General features: G+C 41.7%; 14 protein-coding genes and 1 pseudogene. 12 read left to right on the top strand and 3 right to left on the bottom strand.

Annotated features, from left to right (window positions below):
- Positions 1–27: 27 nt before the first annotated feature.
- The 6 genes and pseudogenes from V7K48_RS32675 (at position 28) to V7K48_RS32650 (ending at position 5,525) form a co-directional block, all read left to right on the top strand.
- Positions 28–513, top strand: a complete 486-nt coding sequence (locus V7K48_RS32675; RefSeq protein WP_335079144.1) for a glutathione peroxidase — start codon at positions 28–30, stop codon at positions 511–513.
- Between the two features lie 132 nt (positions 514–645).
- The gene (locus tag V7K48_RS32670) at positions 646–1,470 is read left to right on the top strand and encodes an SDR family oxidoreductase (protein WP_335079142.1); all 825 of its coding nucleotides are present in this window, start codon (positions 646–648) and stop codon (positions 1,468–1,470) included.
- 22 nt (positions 1,471–1,492) lie between these two features.
- Entirely contained in the window at positions 1,493–2,422 is a 930-nt protein-coding gene (locus V7K48_RS32665; RefSeq protein ID WP_335079140.1) for an alpha/beta fold hydrolase, read from the top strand.
- A gap of 77 nt (positions 2,423–2,499) precedes the next feature.
- On the top strand, positions 2,500–3,234 hold the full coding sequence (locus V7K48_RS32660; RefSeq protein ID WP_335079138.1) for a glutathione peroxidase: 735 nt from the start codon (positions 2,500–2,502) through the stop codon (positions 3,232–3,234).
- Between the two features lie 245 nt (positions 3,235–3,479).
- Positions 3,480–4,721 (top strand): annotated as a pseudogene (locus tag V7K48_RS32655) (hypothetical protein).
- A gap of 36 nt (positions 4,722–4,757) precedes the next feature.
- On the top strand, positions 4,758–5,525 hold the full coding sequence (locus V7K48_RS32650; RefSeq protein ID WP_335079136.1) for a phosphatase PAP2 family protein: 768 nt from the start codon (positions 4,758–4,760) through the stop codon (positions 5,523–5,525).
- A 438-nt stretch (positions 5,526–5,963) separates the two neighbouring features.
- Here V7K48_RS32650 and V7K48_RS32645 read toward each other — a convergent pair whose 3' ends face one another.
- Both V7K48_RS32645 and V7K48_RS32640 read right to left on the bottom strand, forming a co-directional pair.
- Entirely contained in the window at positions 5,964–7,115 is a 1,152-nt protein-coding gene (locus V7K48_RS32645; RefSeq protein WP_335079134.1) for a DUF1822 family protein, read from the bottom strand.
- Positions 7,116–7,179: 64 nt separating this feature from the next.
- On the bottom strand, positions 7,180–8,367 hold the full coding sequence (locus V7K48_RS32640; protein ID WP_335079132.1) for a sigma-70 family RNA polymerase sigma factor: 1,188 nt from the start codon (positions 8,365–8,367) through the stop codon (positions 7,180–7,182).
- Positions 8,368–8,643: 276 nt separating this feature from the next.
- Here V7K48_RS32640 and V7K48_RS32635 point away from each other — a divergent pair, with 276 nt between their 5' ends.
- Complete coding sequence (locus tag V7K48_RS32635; RefSeq protein WP_335079130.1) at positions 8,644–9,000, top strand: hypothetical protein; 357 nt, start codon at positions 8,644–8,646, stop codon at positions 8,998–9,000.
- Between the two features lie 652 nt (positions 9,001–9,652).
- On the opposite strand, the gene V7K48_RS32630 is transcribed toward V7K48_RS32635, so the two are convergent.
- Positions 9,653–9,820 (bottom strand): hypothetical protein, encoded by a 168-nt coding sequence (locus V7K48_RS32630; RefSeq protein WP_335079128.1) that lies wholly within the window; start codon positions 9,818–9,820, stop codon positions 9,653–9,655.
- A gap of 124 nt (positions 9,821–9,944) precedes the next feature.
- Between V7K48_RS32630 and V7K48_RS32625 the strand changes: the two genes are divergently transcribed.
- From V7K48_RS32625 to V7K48_RS32605, 5 genes are all read left to right on the top strand, one after another.
- Entirely contained in the window at positions 9,945–10,295 is a 351-nt protein-coding gene (locus tag V7K48_RS32625) for a hypothetical protein (RefSeq protein ID WP_335079126.1), read from the top strand.
- Positions 10,296–10,731: 436 nt separating this feature from the next.
- Positions 10,732–12,951: a peptidase domain-containing ABC transporter gene (locus V7K48_RS32620; protein WP_335079124.1), complete on the top strand. Its 2,220-nt coding sequence runs from the start codon at positions 10,732–10,734 to the stop codon at positions 12,949–12,951.
- 62 nt (positions 12,952–13,013) lie between these two features.
- On the top strand, positions 13,014–14,537 hold the full coding sequence (locus V7K48_RS32615) for an HlyD family efflux transporter periplasmic adaptor subunit (RefSeq protein ID WP_335079122.1): 1,524 nt from the start codon (positions 13,014–13,016) through the stop codon (positions 14,535–14,537).
- 328 nt (positions 14,538–14,865) lie between these two features.
- On the top strand, positions 14,866–18,552 hold the full coding sequence (locus V7K48_RS32610; RefSeq protein WP_335079120.1) for a two-partner secretion domain-containing protein: 3,687 nt from the start codon (positions 14,866–14,868) through the stop codon (positions 18,550–18,552).
- Between the two features lie 33 nt (positions 18,553–18,585).
- The gene (locus V7K48_RS32605; RefSeq protein WP_335079118.1) at positions 18,586–21,249 is read left to right on the top strand and encodes a CHAT domain-containing protein; all 2,664 of its coding nucleotides are present in this window, start codon (positions 18,586–18,588) and stop codon (positions 21,247–21,249) included.
- Position 21,250 lies beyond the last annotated feature (1 nt).

The raw sequence follows: 21,250 nt of genomic DNA, 5'->3' as shown, positions 1-21,250 counted from the left end.
CAATATTCCCTATAAATCAGATTCAAGATGAGTAACACAATTTCGGACATCGCAGTTAAGACCATCAATGGTGAGGATAAGCAATTAAACGACTACACCGGAAAGATACTCTTAATTGTGAATGTGGCTTCCTACTGTGGTTATACTTCTCAATACGAAGGGTTAGAAAAATTGAACCAGAAGTATGGGGAAGCAAGATTACGTATTTTGGGGTTCCCCTGTAACGATTTTGGAGCGCAGGAACCAGGAAGCAATCAAGAAATTGGGCAATTCTGCACGAGTAAATATGGTGTTACCTTTGAACTATTCGATAAAGTTCATGCTAAAGGCTCACAACAGCATCCACTTTATGAGCGACTTACCAAAGCTGTTAAGCCAACCGGAACTGTTGCTTGGAACTTTGAAAAATTTTTAGTCAATAAACAAGGTGAAGTGATAGCTCGATTTAATAGTAGTGTCCAGCCAAATTCACCAGAGATAATTGCCATAATTGAGAGAGAATTAGCAAAATAGTCATTAGGTAAAACTTTCTGTACTATTGACTATTGACTGTTAGCTCTGGACTGTTAAATTTATTTACGTCCAATTCCTTAATTGAGAATATTATCTCAATGAGTAGTTTAACTTATTTACGTCTAATTTGTCATGAACGTTGCAATTATTGGTTGTGGTTATGTTGGTTATAAAGTTGCTCAATATTGGCAGCAAAAAAGGGATTTTGTTGTTAGTGTAACCACAACTTCCCCTGAGCGTGTTACTGCACTACAATCAGTATCCCAAAGAGTTGTAGTTACCCGCGGGAATGATCGAGATAGTCTAAAATCAGTTTTGCACAATCAAGATGTTGTACTCTTAAGTGTTGGTGCAAAAAATCGGGAAGTTTATGAAGAAACTTATCTACAAACTGCCCAAACTTTAGTTTCATCCTTGCAGCAGATTCCGAGTATAAAACAATTAATATATACTGGGAGTTATGCAGTTTATGGTGATAGAAATGGTGTATGGGTAGATGAAGAAACACCGCTTGCACCCCCTAATTTAAATGCACAAATCCTCCGAAAAACAGAGGATGTGCTGCTATCAGCATCTAGCGAAAATCTCCGCGTTTGTATCTTCCGCTTAGGAGGAATTTATGGGACTGACAGGGAACTGTTGAAAATATTTAACAGATATTCTGGTGCAACCCGTCCTGGTAATGGCGAGGATATCACAAATTGGATTCATTTGGATGATATTGTTAGTGCGATAGAATTTGCCCGTCACCGTCGTTTGCAAGGGATTTACAATCTGGTAGATGATGCACATCTCACCAGCCGAGACTTGCTAGAATGCCTATTTGAAAAATATAATTTACCCAAAGTTAAATGGGATACTTCTATCAAAAGTACCCGCCCATATAACGCTTTGGTCTCGAATGAAAAGCTGAAAGAGGCTGGATACGAGTTAATTCATCCACAGATGATTTTTTAGCAAGTATTAAAAACTAGGAATTATGCAACCATCTGCTGTAGCTAACACAACCAATTTGACAGCATCTTCTAGCCAGTTTTACAATTGGCAGAATTATCGTTGTGCTTACGAAGTTTATCAACCAATTAATACAACACCTGAGGGTATTCCCTTACTGTTAATTCATCCGATTGGCGTCGGATTGTCGCGGCAATTTTGGCAGCGATTTTGTCGTAAATGGTATAATACAGGTGAGCGTAATTCAATTTACAATCCTGATTTACTAGGATGTGGCGAAAGTGATATGCCTCATATAGCTTACACTCCTAGTGATTGGGCAGAACAGTTGCAGTACTTTTTACAAACAGTAGTCCGAAAACCTGTCATTGTAGTAGTCCAAGGTGGTTTATTACCAGTTGCGTTCGCATTAGTCCAAAAGGAATCAAACTTAATTGCCAGACTTGTACTCTCTGGGCCTCCAGCCTGGGCTTTGATGACAAATAAATCACCAAAATGGCAGCAAAAAGTCCTTTGGAATCTGTTAGATTCACCTTTTGGGAGTGCTTTTTATCGCTATGCACGCACCCCGAAATTTTTACATTCTTTCTCGACTCGTCAACTCTTTGCTTCTGAAAATTCTGTGGATACAGAGTGGTTGAATACATTGGTTGCAGGTGCAGAAAATCCTGCTAGTCGCCATGCAGTGTTTTCTTTTTTAGCAGGGTTTTGGCGACAGGATTATATTAGTTTTCTCACCTCTATTCAGCAGCCAACATTAGCGGTTGTGGGAGAAACCGCATCGAGTATTAGTCAAGAAAGGAAAAAACAAACGCCAGATGAACGCTTGGCTCACTACCTCGCCTGTTTGCCTCAAGGTCGAGGTATAAAAATAATTGGGCGCAATGTTTTACCATATGAGTCAACCGCTGAATTTGTTACAGCGATCACTCCATTTATTAATGAAGTTTCTTAGCTGATTTATAGTTACATTATACTAGTCTTCCTATGATAGGTTATGACTGGAATTGATTACTAAAGGCAAGCAAAATTATGTTCCCCAATCGCCGAGGACAAAGAGTACCCAATGTCACTTTCCATACTCGCAATAACAACGACTGGGCGGATGTGACAACCGATAATCTATTTGCTGATAAGACAGTGGTTGTCTTCTCTTTACCGGGTGCTTATACTCCAACTTGTTCATCAACTCATCTCCCTGGTTATAACGAGTTGGCTGGGGTTCTCAAAGAAAATGGTGTTGATGAGATTATCTGTATTTCTGTCAATGATGCCTTTGTGATGAACGAATGGGCAAAAGACCAAGAAGCAGAAAATATTACACTAATTCCCGATGGTAATGGGGAATTTACTGAAGGCATGGGGATGCTGGTAGATAAATCAGACGTGGGATTTGGGAAGCGATCATGGCGCTATTCTATGCTGGTGAAAGATAGTGTAATTAACCAAATGTTTATTGAGCCAGATGAGCCAGGAGATCCCTTTAAGGTGTCCGATGCCGAAACAATGCTCAGATACATCAATCCCCAAGCAGTGAAGCCCGAAGTAGTTTCCCTGTTTGCAAAAGTCGGTTGTCCCTTCTGTGCCCGTGCTAAGGCGATGCTCAAGGAACATGGCATTAACTACGAAGAAATTACCTTGGGTAAGGATATTACCACACGGTCGTTAAAAGCAGTTACAGGTGCGACAACAGTTCCCCAAGTGTTTATCGATGGTAAATTAATTGGTGGTTCTGAGGCACTAGAAGCCTACTTCGCTGCTAAATAGGTTTTGGTTGGAGTAGACAGCCGTCACCTATGTCAACTTCAGGTGAAAGTTATAGTTTTTTGACCACAGCCTGATTTGTGAGAATTGAAAGCCACAGATCCTCGACTTCTTTTTTGAGAAGTCGGGGATTTTGTTTCTCAAAAGTCAGTAGTTAACAAATCTTCAAATTAGGAAATATATTTTTGTCCAGCTACTGATCATATAAAATTGATTCGGATTTAATTTTCATTTATTTAAAAGATAATATGTTTGCCAGAATTCGTCGGCTTTTGAGTCAGTTTTTTAGTAAATCAAGGACAATCAACAACGAACCACTGAATAAAGTGAGTTTGATTGTAATTATTTTGATTGATATTTTTATTTTGATTAATGTTTTTACGGGACTTGATGATATTAGCAGATGGCATATCAGTCCGACCGAGGCTTATCCATGTTATTCAGAGTGGCAAAATTACCGGGCAAAAACCACTAAAGATAAAGACTATGAAATTGTTAAACTTTCATTGCCATATGACACAAATAATCAACTTAGTTTTCAGTGAAAGTATCAACAAGTTGAAGCAGGACATCTGGGTAAGGTTTCTAAAACATGCTTGCAATATGCCGATTACAAAGATAAGATTAACAATCCGGAAAAGCAGCAACTCATCAAAACTATTGATCAGAAACAAGCGAAAAGCAGTACACTTGAACAAGCAAATCGCACTATTAAAGCCCAATATGACTCAACGCTCTTAGAAAAAATTGCAGGTCAGGGTCGCGAACAATCAATTAATCAAGTCAGTGCTGAAAAAGCTAAACAGGCATTAGAACAAAACAATCGCCAAATTTCTACGCTGAAACAGGAAATTTCTACTCTTAAAAATGAACTGCTTGCCAAACCGGAAAGCATAAGTTTTATAGCCTTTCTTAAAGATGACAATCAATTCCGGGAAGTTGACAAAGGCTATCGGCAGGCATCATTTTGGTATCCAAGTATCCAGCTTGCTTTTCAGTCTCTCTTTCTTCTACCATTGATTCTCATTGCCTTATCAGTTCACAAATTTGCCCAAGTCAGAGGATATGGACTGATATCGCTAATTAGCTGGCATTTGCTAGTTATCTTTTTTATCCCACTAATCGTTAAAATATTTGAGTTTCTTCAAATAAGTGTAATATTCAAATTTCTACTTGATATCATTAGCGCAATTTTTGGTGGGTTAATTTTCCTACTCAGTTATATTTACATCTTGCTGATTCCAATTATTGGTTTTGGGATTATCCAGTTTTTTCAAAAATTTGTCTTTAATGCTAAAATCCAAGTCGCTAGCAGAGTTCAAAAATCATGTTGTGTGAAGTGCGCCAAGAAAATTCGACATCTTGATATTTACTGTCCACACTGTGGTTATGATCAATATATTGAATGCCAAAACTGTCATAATCTTACTTATAAACATTTGTCGTACTGTAAACATTGTGGAACTTCTCAAGATGACAGTAATTTGTAATCAGTGAAGTCGTTTATCAGTCTTTTTAACTTAGATATGGAAAAAGTAAAAAAAGCCAATAAAGAGAGTCAGTCGCCTGTTTCTTTTCTCAAAAACCTGTTGATTGCTCGTTGGCGATCGCTCTTACTCCTTTTGATCGGAGTTTATTTACCTTTGCAGGTCTTTGAAATCCTGACAGTGAAGGTATGGGAGAATCAAGCTGGCTTCCCGTGGGATGTGCCTATTCTGTTAGCAGTTCATTCTACAGAAAACCCACAGTTAGATGTTTTAGCAGTGACGCTAGCTATAATTGGGTTGCCTTGGACGGTGATACCGATTTTGGGGGCGCTCGCACTAATATTAATACTTCAAAAACGCTGGCGATCGCTAGCTTATTTACTCACCGCCTCAGCCGGAAGTGTGCTCATCAACCGCACAGCCAAGGAATTGATGCATCGAGTCCGTCCACAATTGTGGCAGTCCATTGCGCCTGAGTCTAGTTTTGCATTTCCTAGTGCTCATGCCATGACGAGTATAACTCTGGTAGTAATTTTGCTATTCTTAACTTGGGCTAGCTCCTGGTACTGGTTGGTTCTCATCTTCGGCAGCTTATATGTAATAGCTATTGCCTGGTGTCGTCTCTATCTGGGGGTTCATTTTCCCAGTGACATTCTTGCAGGTTGGATGGTTACATTAAGTTGGACAATTGGTGTCAGTCTAATTATCAAACCGTATAGAACTAAAGCCAAATCTGTAGATGGCAAACCCCCTGAGGATGAAACTACCTTACTCCCTGAAGAAAAAAAGTTGATAACTGAAGAGTGATATTATGTCTGCTTAAAGACTTATTGTTTAAACTGACGCATATACACACAGAGAGAGTTTTTAATAATAACAGGACTTACGAAAAAATTGCTAAATAGACCACGCTCTACGGGCACAGCAATGCTGTACCCCGACGACAGATGTAGTTTAAATACATGATTTCTGCTGTAAATAGGCTGTTAAACTATCTGACTTTTCACGGGATGTGGAAAAGGTTATTTTGAGGGTTTCTCAAACCCTAACTTTTACGTTACCTATTTTCATTAACTTAGAGTTATTGAGAATTAGACTGTGGAAAAAGCCACGCTGTTTCGTGGTTTGAGGACTTACCGTGAAAAGTCAGGTTAAACTATGGAGAGTTAATAATTAAATAGGGAAGAAAAATTAAAAATAAAGGTAACGCTGTTATTGCAAACTAAATGTGGAACAGCTTAAGATTTAAAACCGCAAAATCTCTCGGTCATAGTCTTTAGATGTGGGTTCTGTTTCCCAAACTAATCCTTCTCCTAGTTCCAAAATTACTTCCAAATACAACATATCTACAGAAGTTGTTGCTGTATCTTGATTATTCTCAAAAGCTTGTAAGTCTTCCGTTAGTAGTCGCAGCTTAAACCCAGCAGGAATTTGACCACCAGGAGTTGTACTTCGCAATTCAAAGCGCCAAACATGGTTTTCAGAAGCAGCTTTGGGTAAAATACGTAACTCATATGTATTTTGTGCAACTATTATTTGCCGAGACAAGCCGATAACTGATTCTGCACTCCGCATTCCTGTAGGCACCACAACGAATTCTCTTTTTTCCCATCCCCACTGTTGAGCTAAATTGGCTACTCCTGTCTGCAAGCATTGTGGAATTGACCACTGTATAAGTAAATCCTGACGCAGTTCATACAATTTTTTTCGCCAACCGCTATGTGCCAGGAGTGCGCCCCACAGTGAAAATGGAACTGCCAAACGCGGGAATTTCACATCGGCATGACCCAATCTTTCTAAGAGGTTTTCTGCCTGGGTTTTGGCAATAGGAGCTAAAGGTGCAATCTCGGCGCGTAAGGCTTCTGGATGATTAAGTTGGCGTGTAACCCACAGCACATTCATATCTGGAATTAAATCTTCACTTTCCAAGCTGTAAGTACGGTCTCCAGCATCATAAACCCCTTTTGTTTTCAGAATTTGATGGGTTGTATAGCCAAAAATCTTCATCCAGCCATCATCAGGATTGACCTGTACTCCTACGTAGTAGTCAGCAATCCACTCTGGAATATCTACCCATTCCTGCGGTACGCGCAACTCATCACCATCCATAGCGAGGGTGGGAATTAATACAAGGCGATCGCTATCAAAGGTAATCGCTGTGCCATTGACTACTTCCCAAAAACTCGGCAATGCCGCACTGTTGGGATAAAGCCTAGCGGTGGGGGCAATTTCTTCTTTGAACCAAGGCAAAAAAGCTTGTAAGCAAATTTGATTTATCCACCCACGTTGACAAGCACCAGCTGTTGAGTATGGTTGTTCTTGCATCTCTGGAGATTGGGCAATTTCTAAATATAACTGCTGTGAGTCAATAGTGAATGGGGGAGGTGCGTTAAACATAATTTTAGAATGGCTCCATATAAAGAGTTAAGGCAGACAACAGAGAATTTTCTCTCTTGTCTGCTCATTGCATCTGGGTATGGCTATATTGGACTTTGAGCCATTCCTCTAAGCTTGTGTTTATGGCATTTATTACGTCGGATTTAGGAGAAATATGCAAGGTGTTTTGACTCCACTGCGTTAGAGTCAGTAGCAATGACTTTTTAATGCTAGCCAGCTGACGAGAAACAGTATATTGCTTAATTTCTAACTGTGCAGCAATTTCTGTTTGAGTAAGCTTCTGACCGTAGTAAACTTGCAATAGTTGTTGTGACTTTGCATCCATTGCAGCGATCGCTTGGTGCAAAACTTGGTTTAACTGAGCTTGCTGATTTCGGATATTCGCAGATTCTTCCTGCTCAATAATTTCCGTTAGTAAAGATGTTGGCACCGCAGGCAATATGTCTAATAAACTACCATCATCTTCTTGTTTGAGGGGAGCGTCTGCGGAAACAACCTTAGGATAGAGGAAGGTACGAGCAGCTTTAGCAGAAGATAATAGCCAGGTTTCTATGGTTTGCTGGTTGACTGCGGGAGTGGGTGAACTCAATCGGCTTAAACGTTCTCCATTATAAAGATTAGTAATAGCCTCCCAAGTCATAGCATCTGGTTTAGTAAGCTGACGAATTTTTGCATTGTCACCTGTGTAGAGTTCCTTAAAGCATTCCCAGGCTAAAATATAACTCTCGATGCTTTGAGCGTTAAAACCGATATTTTGTAATGACTGCATGAATCGTTTCCGGCTGAGTTTATGCAATAAAGCCCAGTCCGAACAAATCTCTGTTTCCTGACGTAAGCGCAGTAAATCCTTGATACTCCATTCAAAAGCTAATTCTGCATAGGCTTTTAAATGCGAACTGCATTCAGGATTGAAAGTTTTGAGGATTTTGTTAAGATGAGTGATCGCAATCTGAAAATAGTCTGCTAGAGATGATTGTGTGGGAAAGTTGAGGGCAAATTTTCTTGCAGTCCAATAGCACACCTCTTGTAAGTAAGCAGAAAGATGTGCCAGTGCCACAGCACTAGATTCAGTTTGCCAAACTCTATACCAGTAAAGTGCCCAAAAGGTATCTGATTTCTCAGTTGACGATCCCTCCAGGCAAACTTTCATACTGCGTCGCAGTTTAGCATCTGTTGCCCAACCACTAAATTGGTCTACATCAAATTGCACAAAGGTGGAAAAGATTTCCACAATGCCCTGTCGGGGTTGCATGGAATACTTGCCGCTGTTTGAACCATAGCTGATTTCAATTATACAGCCATATAGCTAAAAGCTAATTCCTTGCTGTGTAAGGAATTAACAGATTTTTCAAAAAACTTTCTATTCTCAGTGCATAAAAATTAAAAGTCGTCGTAGAAAGTGATATGCAGAGAAGTTCACCTAGTAATTAGTACAAAAAAGGTGCAAGCAAGGTGAATGAAAACTGACTAAATCAGTCCCACATGGGGCTTAAAGAAAATATCAATGAACTAAAAAAGGAGAAAAACCATGTCGAATATTCACAAAATGCTCGAAAGCACTTTTGCTAATCAAGATCTATTAATTGATTTAAACGAAAAAGATGCTGAAACAGTTAGCGGCGGATTAGAGAGATTTACCATTCGTAACGAGACGGATGTTCGGATACCTTACGCGGTTGATGGAAAACAAACAAGCTACCCATACGGTGGTTCGGTGTCAACATGGACTACTGGAAAAGGAGGAACAGTTGATTTTGACTATGATTTTGGTCTCCCAGGAGTCCAATCGCGCAAATACAATTTAGCCGATGGACGTACGTATGCATTTCGATACGATACCAGAACTAGTTATGGCCAAGATATCGAGCTCTTTGACATAACCTAATAGGGTGTGGCTGCAATTTGATGTAAAAAATAGGGCTGTGTTATGTAAATCACGTAAAAACAGAAAACCTGTACTATTCAGATTGAAGTCATATCCTACTTTCTGACATTCTAGTTTTTCTGTCAACTATCACAACCCTTCCAATCTTTCTACATCAAATCGCGGTCACCCTCAATACCGTTCGGTTAAGGAATTTCTTGGTTGAGGTAAGCAGGGGTGCAGAGGGAGAAGAATTATTGAACAAGAATCCTCTTTCCTAAACAACCTTTTCTGCTTCCCCTGCTTATCGTATTGCGGTCACACCCACCTAATAGGTAAATCTCAAGTAAATTTCCTGTTTTGAATCTATCAGGTTATATTGTTTTATCTATAAATCTGAGCTAAAAAGCTAAATATACTATCAGGTTGGGGCACTTGCCCCGATTTTTTTATGCATAAAGATTTGTAATATTTTTTCAAGAAATTTCTGATCTAAGTGCATAAAAATTAAAAGTCGTCGTAAAGAGTAATATGCAGGAAGTTCACCTAGTGATTACTACAAAAAAACTCCCAAACAAAGTAAATAAAAATTCATGAAATTATCTATGTATGGGACATTTAATTACTGCCTGATTGGTGAATTGTCACTTGGGATTGAAACTTAATTACAGAGTTATTGAGCCAACTTTGATTTTAAAGCTCGAAGTAATACCAATTCTGGATGAAGATGCACCATATATAAGGAACGTAGATGCAGAGAGGCTTGCCGCAGTCTACCGCATTCGCGCAGCGTCTCGTTAGAGAAGGGCGCATTCGCTTCTGGTCTCGTAGAGAATGACACAAATAAAACAAACAAATAAGTAGTCAAAAAAATTTAGTGCAGCATCACAAAGAAATGGTATAACAACTTTACCTGGAAAAATCTTCCCAGAAATTTGAGTTAATTAAAATCAAGGAGAAAAACAATGTCAAATATCGACAATATCACTTCTACTTCTAACTATTCTGTTGTTAGTCATGAACAACTGTTCACCGAATTAACTCCTGAAGAAGGAGCCATGATCAAAGGTGGTGCCAACTACTCTCTCGTCAATAGATCGGATAATGTCGTCAAATACACTCTTAACGGAAAAAATCAAGTTTTGAATCCTAACCAAGACGTTACATATAGCGGTTCTCAGCAACCAGATTTTGGCTACTACAAAAAGATTGGATCTAACTATAGACTAGTAGTCGTAAAGCTAGCTGAAGGACAAAATAGCTTTTATGGTAATGGCAATGATTTAAAATTAATTACTGATATTAGAACTACCTAGTACAGCGCGGCATAAATAAACAACCCCTGACGCTCGAGGACTCGCTCTAAGCGAACGCGAATAGCGTCTCTAAGAGTTGCCATGCCGCAGGCTTTACGCTGCGCTAACGGGTTCGGCAGTTCCTCATGGGGGGAACCCCCTACAGCCCTTCTCTACGAGACGCTCCGCGAACGGGCATCCTACGGCAGGCGCTAGCCTTTCCCAATGTGAGAAGACCGGACTGCCTCACCATTTCAAATCAACGAAACGTTTATGCTGTATTTCTTTTGACTTTTAAATGAGTGACTTTTGACTTCCGCCTTGCGGTACTAGCCTCTGAGTCAAGTGAAAGTAATTATGGCCAAGCAATCAAAAGTCTGAACTGAGAAGTTAAACATCATTTCTAGTCGGGGCTTTTGCCCCGACGATTCTTTCTCCTCTACCAGTCGTCCTGAAAATGAAATACCAAATAGTCCTGCAACAGACTGAAGAAGATTGTGGTGCAGCGTGCCTAGCCACCATTGCCAAACACTACGGACGCACATTTACCCTCAACCGCGTGCGGGAAGCCGTAGGCACAGGTTCCAGAGGAACATCCCTGCTGGGATTAAGTCGGGGTGCAGAAGTATTAGGATTCAATACCCGCCAAGTTAAAGCCACTCCCCAACTAATCGACCAATTACACCAAGCTCCCCTACCAGCCATTATCCACTGGAAAGGCTACCACTGGGTAGTTTTATCCGGTCAAAAAGGTAAAAAATATGTTATCGCTGACCCTGGTGTTGGTATCCGTCATCTTACCCGCCAGGAGTTAGTTGCAGGTTGGGGTAATGGCGTGATGTTACTGCTAACCCCAGACGAAAGCCGCTTTTATCAACAAGAATCAGATAAAATTGGCGGTCTTGGAAGATACCTGCAACGAGTTTGGCCCTATCGTTATCTTCTCACCCAAGCGATCGCTATTAACATCGCCATTGGACTACTTTCTTTAGCATCTCCCTTTATGATGCAACTACTCACCGATGATGTGTTGGTACGAGGAGATACCCAACTACTAACCACTGTGGCAATTGGTGTTATCGCCATGAACTTAATTAGAAGTGCCATTAGTTTAGTCCAATCTCACCTCATCGGTCACTTTGGTCAAAGATTGCAATTAGGACTAATCCTAGAATACGGACGTAAACTCTTGCATTTACCCCTTTCCTACTTTGAAGGCCGACGCAGTGGAGAAGTTGTCAGCCGCATTGCTGATGTCAACGCCATCCATAACTTAGTTTCCCAAATCGTCCTTGGATTACCCAGTCAATTTTTTATCGCTGTAGTTTCCTTGGGCTTTATGCTCTTTTACAGTTGGCAACTAACTCTAGCTTCTATAGTTGCATTTATTATGATCACGGCTGTTAACTTGCTTTTCTTACCAGCAATGCGCCAGAAAACCCGCAATATGATTGTTTCTGGTACGGAAAATCAAGGCTTTTTAGTGGAAACATTTCGCGGCGTTCAAGTATTAAAAACTACCCAAGCTACTCCTCAAGCTTGGGAAGAATACCAAGGGAATTATGGTCATCTTGCCAACTTGGGCTGGAGTGTGATGAAGCTGGGACTTTATAGCAGTACAGTAACTGGCATTCTTTCCACTTTCATTAGTATTGGCATCCTCTGGATAGGTAGCTATTTAGTCATTAATCGCACCTTAACAATCGGTCAATTGATTGCATATAACGGCATGAGTGGCAATTTTATTGGCTTCCTAAGTGCTGCGATCGCCTTAGTAGATCAGTTTATCACTGCCCAGATAGTCATTCAACGCCTGACAGAAGTTATTGATGCTACCCCAGAATCCGAAAATGATTTCAAAAAGCCTTGGGCACAAATTCCTGGAAATTTAGATATTACCTGTACTGAACTTAACTTCCATCATGCAGGTAGAGTTGACCTACTACAAGATTTTTCCTTAACTATTCCTGGCGGTCAAGTCATTGCTTTAATTGGTAAATCTGGCTGTGGTAAAAGTACCCTTGCTAAACTGATGACTGGCTTATATAAACTTCAGTCTGGCAATATTCGTTATGGTTTCTATAATCAGCAAGACCTGTCTTTAGAATGTCTGCGACAACAAGTGGTATTAGTACCACAAGAACCCCACTTTTGGAGTCGTTCTATTATTGATAACTTCCACTTTAGCTATCCTCACATCAGTTTTGAAGAAATTGTCAGAGCTTGTCAAATTGCTGGTGCAGATGAATTTATTAGCAAACTACCCGATAAATATCAAACTGTCTTAGGAGAATTTGGTGCAAATCTTTCCGGTGGACAACGCCAAAGATTAGCCATAGCCAGGGCAATAGTTACTGAGCCACCTATCTTAATTTTAGATGAATCTACGGGCGCACTCGACCCAGTAAGCGAAAGACAAGTACTAGATAGACTTTTATCCCATCGTCATCATAAAACGACTATTCTGATTAGTCACCGTCCCAAGGTTATACAGCGGGCAGATTTGATTGTACTTTTAGAACAAGGACGCTTAAAAATTCAAGGTACACCAGAAGAATTGCGGAAATTACCTGGTGAACATTTAGACTTCCTAGATGATATTGTTCCCTCTGAAAATGTGTTGGCGCTGACATCTTCCCCGGCTCATCGTAACGGTAAGTCTGCTGTCATTAATTAAGATAGCAATCTTAAATCAGTTGTAAAAATCTCTGCATCTCTGCGGTTTATTCATATTACATTATGGTTAGCAACACAAATTTTTTACCCCCAATTCAAACAAACCAATTTCTCCCACCAATTAGTCGTTGGACAAGCTTTGGCGGAATGTTTATTCTCTGCGTTTTGGGACTAGCTATTCCAGTTGCTGCTGTTGCTAAGTATAAGGTTACAGTCCAAGGACAGGCGGTTGTGCGTCCGGCGGGTGAATTGCGAATTGTGCAAGCGGCGACTGAGGGTCAGATAATTCACATTTATGTTAAAGAAAATCAAGTTGTCAAAAAAGGAGATGCGATCGCAATTATCGATGACTCCCGTCTGCAAACCAAAAAGAGCCAATTGCAAACTAGTATTCAACAATCGAAGTTACAACTAGTGCAAATCAATGCCCAGATTAATGCCCTCAACAGCCAGATTCGAGCCGAAACTGACCGCATCAACCGGATTATTACTGGCGCCCAAGCCGAATTGAGCGGTCGCCGTCGGGAATATCGAGATAAAAATATTACCACTGTTTCTGAACTTCAAGAAGCTGATGCCAACGTCAAAATTGCTGAGAAAGAATTGCACGCTGGGGAAGCACAGTTAAAAACAGCACAAGCAAATCTCCATGCGACTGAAGCTGCCTTGGGTGTAGCCCAGTCAAAACAGAAACGATATGAGAGTGTAGCCGCTCAAGGGGCGCTATCTAAGGATCAATTGGAAGAAGCACAATTAGCTGCTAGACAGCAAGAGCAAGCGGTAAAGGCGCAACAAGCAGCAGTGGAGGTGCAACAACAGACAATTGAACGGTTACAACAAGCAGTATCTGCTGTGATTGCTAGAAGACAACGCGCTCAAGTTGCCGTAAATCCAAGTAATACAGAAGTAACTGTTGCTACCGAGCGGATTGCTCAAGAAAAAGCTGGAGGGGAAAGCAGCAAGGCGACTTCAGAAAAGGAACGTCAAGCCCTAGTCAAGCAACAGATTGAAATTGAAAAGCAGTTAGAGCATGATACTAGCGAACTCAAACAAGCTCAAATAGATTTAGCTCAAACCACGATCGCAGCTACCGCCGATGGTATAGTTTCCCAACTCAATTTGCGAAACCCAGGTCAAACTGTGCAGGCTGGCGAGGAACTGGTGCAAATTGTCCCGACTAATGCGCCTCAGGTTTTGAAAGCTGCGGTAGCATCTGAAAATCAAAGTAAATTGAAAATTGGTCAAAAAGTCCAAATGCGGGTGAGCGCTTGTCCTTACCCAGATTATGGTACTCTCAATGGCAAAGTGCAGGCAATTTCTCCAGATGCGATGTCTTCAGCGGGCTACGCCAACGCTCCTCAAAATAATGGCACAAATGCATCTATGAATGGGACTACTAGTCCAAAAGCTGCTGTGGCTGGTGCTTTCTATGAAGTGACTATTGAACCGGAAACTCTGGTTTTAGGTAAAGGGAAAAACCAGTGTCACATTCAATTGGGCATGGAGGGTAGGGCTGATATTATTTCCCGTGAAGAAACGGTGCTGCAATTCTTTCTCCGTAAGGCGAGGTTGATGAGTGATTTGTAACTTTTTCTTTTGGGAAGCATTACCTAACCTTAAGTTTTAAAAACTTTCCTCTGATCGAATTAAAATGTCTGCTGAAATGAATTAGACCTCTTGCATAAATGCTTAGATTGTCATATTGAGCGGAGCGAAACATCTGGTGAGATTCTTCTCTCCACTGCGTTCTGCTCAGAATGACATTCCTGATTTTGGGACTTTTGCAAGAGGTCTATTGTAGAAAAATTTATCAGGAGAGCTAACTGAAAACCCTTAAAGATGTGGCTTGAAGCCGTAGTGTAAGGGAATTGCATTATTCACAGGTAGGAAATGAGCAAGTGAGGCTGGTTATGATATGGCAATCTATGGAGATCGGAATTGGCACTCAGATTTATTAGGAGTTTTGAGCATTATTGGAGTGCTTGCTCATGTGATATTTTGTTGTGAAAATCACGCATTAGCCCAGATTACCCCTGATGGAACATTGGGTAATAACTCTTCAAGAATAACTCCCAATGTCAATATTAAAGGACTTCCGGCTGACCGGATTGATGGCGGAGCAATTCGCGGTGCAAACCTATTTCATAGTTTCCAGGAATTCAATGTGGGGGAGTTGCAGCGTGTTTATTTTACCAATCCCACGGGAATTAAAAATATTCTCACACGGGTGACGGGAAGTAATATCTCGAATATTCTCGGCACATTGGGGGTGGATGGTGATGCAAATTTGTTTTTTCTCAATCCCAATGGCATTTTATTTGGGAGGAATGCACGATTGGATGTAGCGGGTTCCTTTGTAGCGAGTACGGCGAATTCTTTTGTGTTTGGCAAAGGGTTGGAATTTAGTGCAACTAATCCTCAGACTCCTTCCTCATTACTAACAGTTAATCCTTCGGCATTGTTCTTCAATCAACTTCAGGCTGGCAGAATTGAAAACAGGTCAATTGCACCAGCAGGAATAGATCCTGCAGGTTTTAATGCATTTGGTTTACGAGTAGGAGATGGTAAAAGTTTGCTGCTAGTGGGTGGTAATGTCAGCATGGATGGCGGTAAGTTAAATGCTTATGGTGGGAGAGTTGAATTAGGGGGGTTATCAGCACCTGGAAATGTCAATCTTCTTTTTAATGGCGATAATCTCAGCTTGAAATTTCCTGAGAATACGACTCGTGCAGATATATCACTTACCAATCAAGCAGGTGTATTTGTGACAGGGGCTGGTAGCGGTAATATTGCAGTTAATGCCCGTAATTTAGAGATATTAGCAGGAAGTCTCCTTTCTGCTGGTATCGGGGTAGGTTTGGGTACACCTGAAAGTGTTGCCGGGGATATTACCCTCAAAGCTACGGGGGAAATCAAAATTGCAGATTCTGGGAGCAGAATTCGCAATTTAGTGCGCTTGGGATCAAAAGGCAATGGGGGTAACATAATTATCGATTCTGGTTCATTGTCATTACAAAACGATGCTCAACTTGCTGCCTCAACTTTTGGGCAGGGGAATGGGGGGAATGTAATAGTGCGTGTAAAAGATACTGTTTCCCTTACAGATAATAGTAATATCTTCAGCACGGTGGAAGTCGGAGGTGTGGGTAGGGGTGGCAACATCGACATCAATGCAGCTTCAGTGTCACTTATTGATGGCGCTCAACTTGTTGCCTCAACTTTTGGGCAGGGAAATGGGGGGAATGTAATAGTGCGTGCAAAAGATACTGTTTCCCTTACAGGTGAACAAACTAGCATCTTCAGCACGGTGGAAGTCGGAGGCGTGGGTAGGGGTGGCAACATCGACATCAATGCAGCTTCAGTGTCACTTATTGATGGCGCTCAACTTCTTGCCTCGACTTCAGGAGTGGGGAATGGGGGAAATGTAACAGTGGATGCAAAAAATGCTGTTTCCCTTGCAGGTCAACCAACTGCCATCTTAAGTAAAGTGGAAGCCGGAGGTGTAGGTCAGGGAGGCAACATCGATATCAATGCAGTTTCACTGTCACTAGCTGATGGTGCTCAACTGCAAACCAGTACTCGTGGTACACATGATAACCAACCAGCAGCAAAAGGGGATGCAGGTAATGTCAATATCAAAGTTACTGGACAAGTTGAGATTACTGGGCAGAAAAACAACAACGGTCTTTTTAGTACGATTGACAGTTCTGTGGATACAGGAACAGTTGGTAATGGGGGTAACATTACCATCGATTCTGGTGACTTCTCATTACAAGACGGCGCTCAACTTTCTGCCTCAACTTATGGACAGGGGAATGCAGGGAATGTGACAGTGACTGCAAAAAATGCTGTTGACCTTGCAGGTGAAGAAACTAACATCTACAGTACAGTGGAAGCCGGAGGTGTGGGTAGAGGTGGCAATATCGATATCAATGCTGCTTCACTGTCACTAATTGATGGCGCTCAACTGCAAACCATTACTCGTGGTGCATCTGATAATCAACCAGCAGGAAAAGGGGATGCGGGGAATGTGAAAGTGAAAGTGACAGGTGTTGTTGATATTGCTGGTGTGAAAAATGGACTTTCCAGTGCGATTCTCAGCTTCGTGGATATAAATACAGTTGGGAATGGAGGTAACATTACCATCGATTCTGGTTCCTTAAAGTTACGAAACGGTGCTCGACTTTCTGCCTTAACTTCTGCACAGGGGAACGCGGGGAATGTGACAGTGACTACAAAAGATGCTGTTTTCCTTGCAGGTAATGCTGCCATCTTCACCGAAGTGGAAACAGGGGGTGTGGGTAAGGGTGGCAATATTGACATCAATGCAGCAACCCTGTCACTAATTGATGGCGCTCAACTGATAACTCTTACTAGTCCTGCATCTGATAATCAACCAGCAGGAAAAGGGGATGCGGGGAATGTGAAAGTGAAAGTGACAGGTGTTGTTGATATTGCTGGTGTGAAAAATGGATTTTCCAGTGCGATTCTCAGCCGTGTGGGTCCAGGTACAGAAGGGAATGGGGGAAATATTATCATTGATGCTGATTCCTTGAAGTTACGAGATGGTGCTCTATTAGATGCAAGCACTTACAATAATAGTAAGGGTGGCGATATTACGGTAAATGCAAATGTCTTTGAAGCAACGGGTGGCGGGCAACTCACTACTACTACCTCAAGCAATGGACGTGCAGGTAAAGTTACAGTCAATGCTACTGACAGAGTGATTCTTAGCGGTAGTGACCCTAATTACAATGACAGGGTTACTAAATTTCCTAGCAGAGTTGGAAATATTGGTGCTAACAGTGGCTTCTTCGTCAGTTCGTCTGGTTCAGGAATCACAGGCGACATCGAAATCAACTCACCCAAAATTACCTTAGATAACCAAGGTAAACTCAACGCCGAATCTGCATCCGGTAACGGTGGTAATATCAACGTCAATAGCGACTTACTCTTACTCCGTCGCAACAGTGAAATTTCCACCAACGCAGGTACAGCCGAAAAAGGTGGCAATGGCGGTAATATCAATATCAACTCAAGATTTATCGTTGCAGTTCCCAACGAAAACAGTGATATCAGCGCTAACGCCTTCAGTGGTAAAGGTGGTAGAGTTGACATTGAATCAGACGGGCTTTTCGGTATTGTCCCGCAAAAAAGCCCAACCGAAAAGAGCGATATTACAGCGAGTTCCCAATTGGGAGTGAGTGGGGAGGTAATCATTAACACCCCTGATGTAGACCCTTCTCGCGGTTTAATTCAACTACCCTCTAACCTCGTGGATGTATCCCAACAAATCACCCAAGGTTGCACTCCCAGAAGAGGACAAAACGCCAATCGTTTTATCGCTACAGGACGCGGTGGATTACCCCAAAGTCCTAATGAACCATTGCGGGGACGAGCAGTGATTACAGGTTGGGTAGATTTGCCGCCACAAGCAACACCCAGAGTCACAGATAAATTATCGACTGCAACTGTGACCAAATCTACTGATCAGATTGTGGAGGCTCAAGGATGGATTGTTGATGCTAACGGTGATATTATGCTTGTGGCTCAATCTGGGCAAAGTTCTTCTATTCCCCCTGCCATGTCCTGTAGTCAATGATTCGTTACCCCAACAGTAGAGGGAGGAATTCCGATGAAACCCAAGAGTCATAAAAACAATCAGTGGCAACGGATATGTAACGGATGTAACATATGGTTCATTCGTCCCTTAAAAAGACATAACTTGCCTGTTTTGATTATCTTGGTTCTGGTGACAGCTTTTTTGTGCGTTATTGCTTTTCCTGTTGCTGCAACTATAAAGACACAACATATCGCAACTCTTGGAGTGTCAATCCAAAATCCTACTCCACAAACACAAGACTTGCTGCAACAGGGTAAAGTGCTGTATGAGGCAGGACAGTTTGCAGAAGCGGTTAAAGTTTTGCAACAAGCAGTTAAAAGTTATGGCAGCCAAGGGAATGAATTGCAGCAAGCTGTGGCATTAAGTAATTTGGCATTGGCATATCAAAAACTGGGTAATTTGACACAAGCGGAACAGGCAATTTCAGATAGCTTGAAGTTGCTCGAAAAATCCTCTAATTCCCAAAATCTTCAAGTTCTGGCTCCAATTCTAGATATTCAAGGTAGTATTCAACTAGACTTGGGACAAGCTGAACAAGCACTTAACACCTGGCAACGTGCCCAAGTCAGCTATAAGCAATTAGGTGATCAAAATGGCATTATCCGCGATCGCATCAACCAAGCACAAGCATGGCAAGTTTTGGGATTTTACCGTCGGGGTTTGACAATCTTGACTCAATTGCAGCAGCAGTTACAATCAAAACCTAACTCACTCACAAAAGCAGTAGAATTACGGTCTTTTGGTGATGCTCTGCAATTGGCGGGAGATTTGGATCAATCTCGTCAGGTATTACAGCAAAGTTTGTCAATTGCTCAAAAATTGGATTCTTTGCAGGATGTGAGCGCTGCTTTGTTCAGTTTAGGCAATACGGCACAAGTACAGCAAGAGTTGCAAGAAGCCATAAAGTTTTATCAGCAAGCTGCTGCGATCGCTCCTAACCCGATTAGCAAAGTCCAGGCTCAAATTAATCAGTTGAGCTTGCTAGTAAGCACGGGACAAACAGCAGCCGCGCAGACACTATTGCCGCAAATCCAAACTCAACTGGCAGAACTACCTGCTTCTATAACAACTATCTATGCCCGCATTCATCTAGCTCAAAGCTTGATCAAATTCGGGACTACACCTAAAGCGATCGCTCAAATCTGCGCGATCGCCTTGCAACAAGCTCAAGATTTGGCAGATCAGCGAGCCGAGAGCTTTGCCCTTGGTACTCTGGGCAGTGTATATGAGCAAACTAAACAATGGCCAATTGCCCAGAACCTCACCCAACAGGCACTGATCATAGCCCAAACAATCAACGCCCCAGATATCGCTTATCGTTGGCATTGGCAGTTGGGACGCTTGTTAAAACAGCAAGGAGAGATTGAAGGCGCTATTGCCACCTATGATACTGCGGTCAGTGAGTTGCAGACTCTCCGTAGTGACTTAGTTTTTGTGAATCGAGATGTCCAGTTTTCCTTTAAAGAAAGTGTAGAACCTGTATATCGAGAGTCCGTAGAATTACTGTTACAGTTTCAGCAAACTCATCCGAGCGAACCAACCCTAGACAAAGCTAGACAGAGGATTGAAGCACTGCAACTGGCGGAATTAGACAACTTTTTCCGGGAAGCTTGCATTAATGCCAAAACTGTTTTGCTTGACACACTGGTAGATAAAGATAATCCCACAGCCGCAATCATTTATCCAATTATTCTGCCTTCGGAACTCCAAGTAATTATCAAAATTCCTCAACAGCCACTGCGTAATTATACAGTAAACAAGTCAAAGAACGAAGTAGAAGGGACTCTAAGAAAACTTAGAGAGTATCTTTTAGAACCTGATAGGACTGAGGAAGTGCAGGCGCTGTCACAAGAAGTTTATGGGTGGTTAATCAAAGAAATTGAGTCAGATTTAAAAGACAGTGGAGTCAAAACCCTTGTATTTGTACTGGATGGAATATTGCAAAACGTGCCAATGGCTATATTGTATGACGGTCAGCAATATCTGGTAGAAAAATATGCTGTAGCACTCAGCTTGGGACTCCAGTTACTTGCACCCAAACCCTTGACACAAACAAAACTCAACGTCCTAGCTGCCGGGTTAGTACAACCACCACAAAACTTTCAACAGGAATTTCCACCGTTACCAGAAATTAAATCAGAATTCAAGTCCATTTCGCAAGCGATCGTGTCTACCACCGAGTTGCTAGATCGGGACTTCAACAGCAAAAACCTAGAGAATAAGGTAAATGCTGTGCCATTTAATGTGTTACATCTGGCAACCCACGGTCAATTTAGCTCCCGTGCTGAAAATACTTTTATACTTGCTGCTGATGGCCCGATCAACGTGATGCAATTTGATAGCCTGCTGCGGCGTCGGGATGAGACTCGCTCACAAGCTTTGGAAATGCTGGTTTTGAGTGCTTGCGAAACTGCTGCTGGTGACAATCGCGCCACGCTAGGGTTAGCAGGAACATCCGTGAAAGCGGGTGCCCGTAGTACCTTGGCTTCACTGTGGCATATCAGTGATAAATCTACTGCTATCTTAATTGGTGAATTTTATCGTGAGTTAGTTAAAACTAAGGTGACAAAGGCTGAAGCCTTGCGTCGTGCCCAAGTAAAGTTGTTAAAAGATTATCCCAATTACAGTCGTCCTGGCTATTGGGCACCTTATGTTTTAGTTGGTAACTGGCTTTGAC

This window comes from Nostoc sp., from assembly GCF_036919615.1.
GTDB lineage: Bacteria > Cyanobacteriota > Cyanobacteriia > Cyanobacteriales > Nostocaceae > Nostoc.
Note: the sequence above shows the minus strand (reverse complement) of the source record. Positions and strands in the feature narration are given on the sequence as shown.

Excerpts from the sequence above, each read along its gene's own strand:
- V7K48_RS32650 (WP_335079136.1), top strand. The coding sequence starts at position 4,758 with ATGGAAAAAGTAAAAAAAGCCAATAAAGAGAGTCAGTCGCCTGTTTCT.
- V7K48_RS32625 (WP_335079126.1), top strand. The coding sequence starts at position 9,945 with ATGTCAAATATCGACAATATCACTTCTACTTCTAACTATTCTGTTGTT.
- V7K48_RS32610 (WP_335079120.1), top strand. The coding sequence starts at position 14,866 with ATGGCAATCTATGGAGATCGGAATTGGCACTCAGATTTATTAGGAGTT.
- V7K48_RS32605 (WP_335079118.1), top strand. The coding sequence starts at position 18,586 with ATGAAACCCAAGAGTCATAAAAACAATCAGTGGCAACGGATATGTAAC.
- V7K48_RS32670 (WP_335079142.1), top strand. The coding sequence starts at position 646 with ATGAACGTTGCAATTATTGGTTGTGGTTATGTTGGTTATAAAGTTGCT.
- V7K48_RS32645 (WP_335079134.1), bottom strand. The coding sequence starts at position 7,115 with ATGTTTAACGCACCTCCCCCATTCACTATTGACTCACAGCAGTTATAT.
- V7K48_RS32665 (WP_335079140.1), top strand. The coding sequence starts at position 1,493 with ATGCAACCATCTGCTGTAGCTAACACAACCAATTTGACAGCATCTTCT.
- V7K48_RS32660 (WP_335079138.1), top strand. The coding sequence starts at position 2,500 with ATGTTCCCCAATCGCCGAGGACAAAGAGTACCCAATGTCACTTTCCAT.
- V7K48_RS32640 (WP_335079132.1), bottom strand. The coding sequence starts at position 8,367 with ATGCAACCCCGACAGGGCATTGTGGAAATCTTTTCCACCTTTGTGCAA.
- V7K48_RS32635 (WP_335079130.1), top strand. The coding sequence starts at position 8,644 with ATGTCGAATATTCACAAAATGCTCGAAAGCACTTTTGCTAATCAAGAT.
- V7K48_RS32615 (WP_335079122.1), top strand. The coding sequence starts at position 13,014 with ATGGTTAGCAACACAAATTTTTTACCCCCAATTCAAACAAACCAATTT.
- V7K48_RS32675 (WP_335079144.1), top strand. The coding sequence starts at position 28 with ATGAGTAACACAATTTCGGACATCGCAGTTAAGACCATCAATGGTGAG.
- V7K48_RS32620 (WP_335079124.1), top strand. The coding sequence starts at position 10,732 with ATGAAATACCAAATAGTCCTGCAACAGACTGAAGAAGATTGTGGTGCA.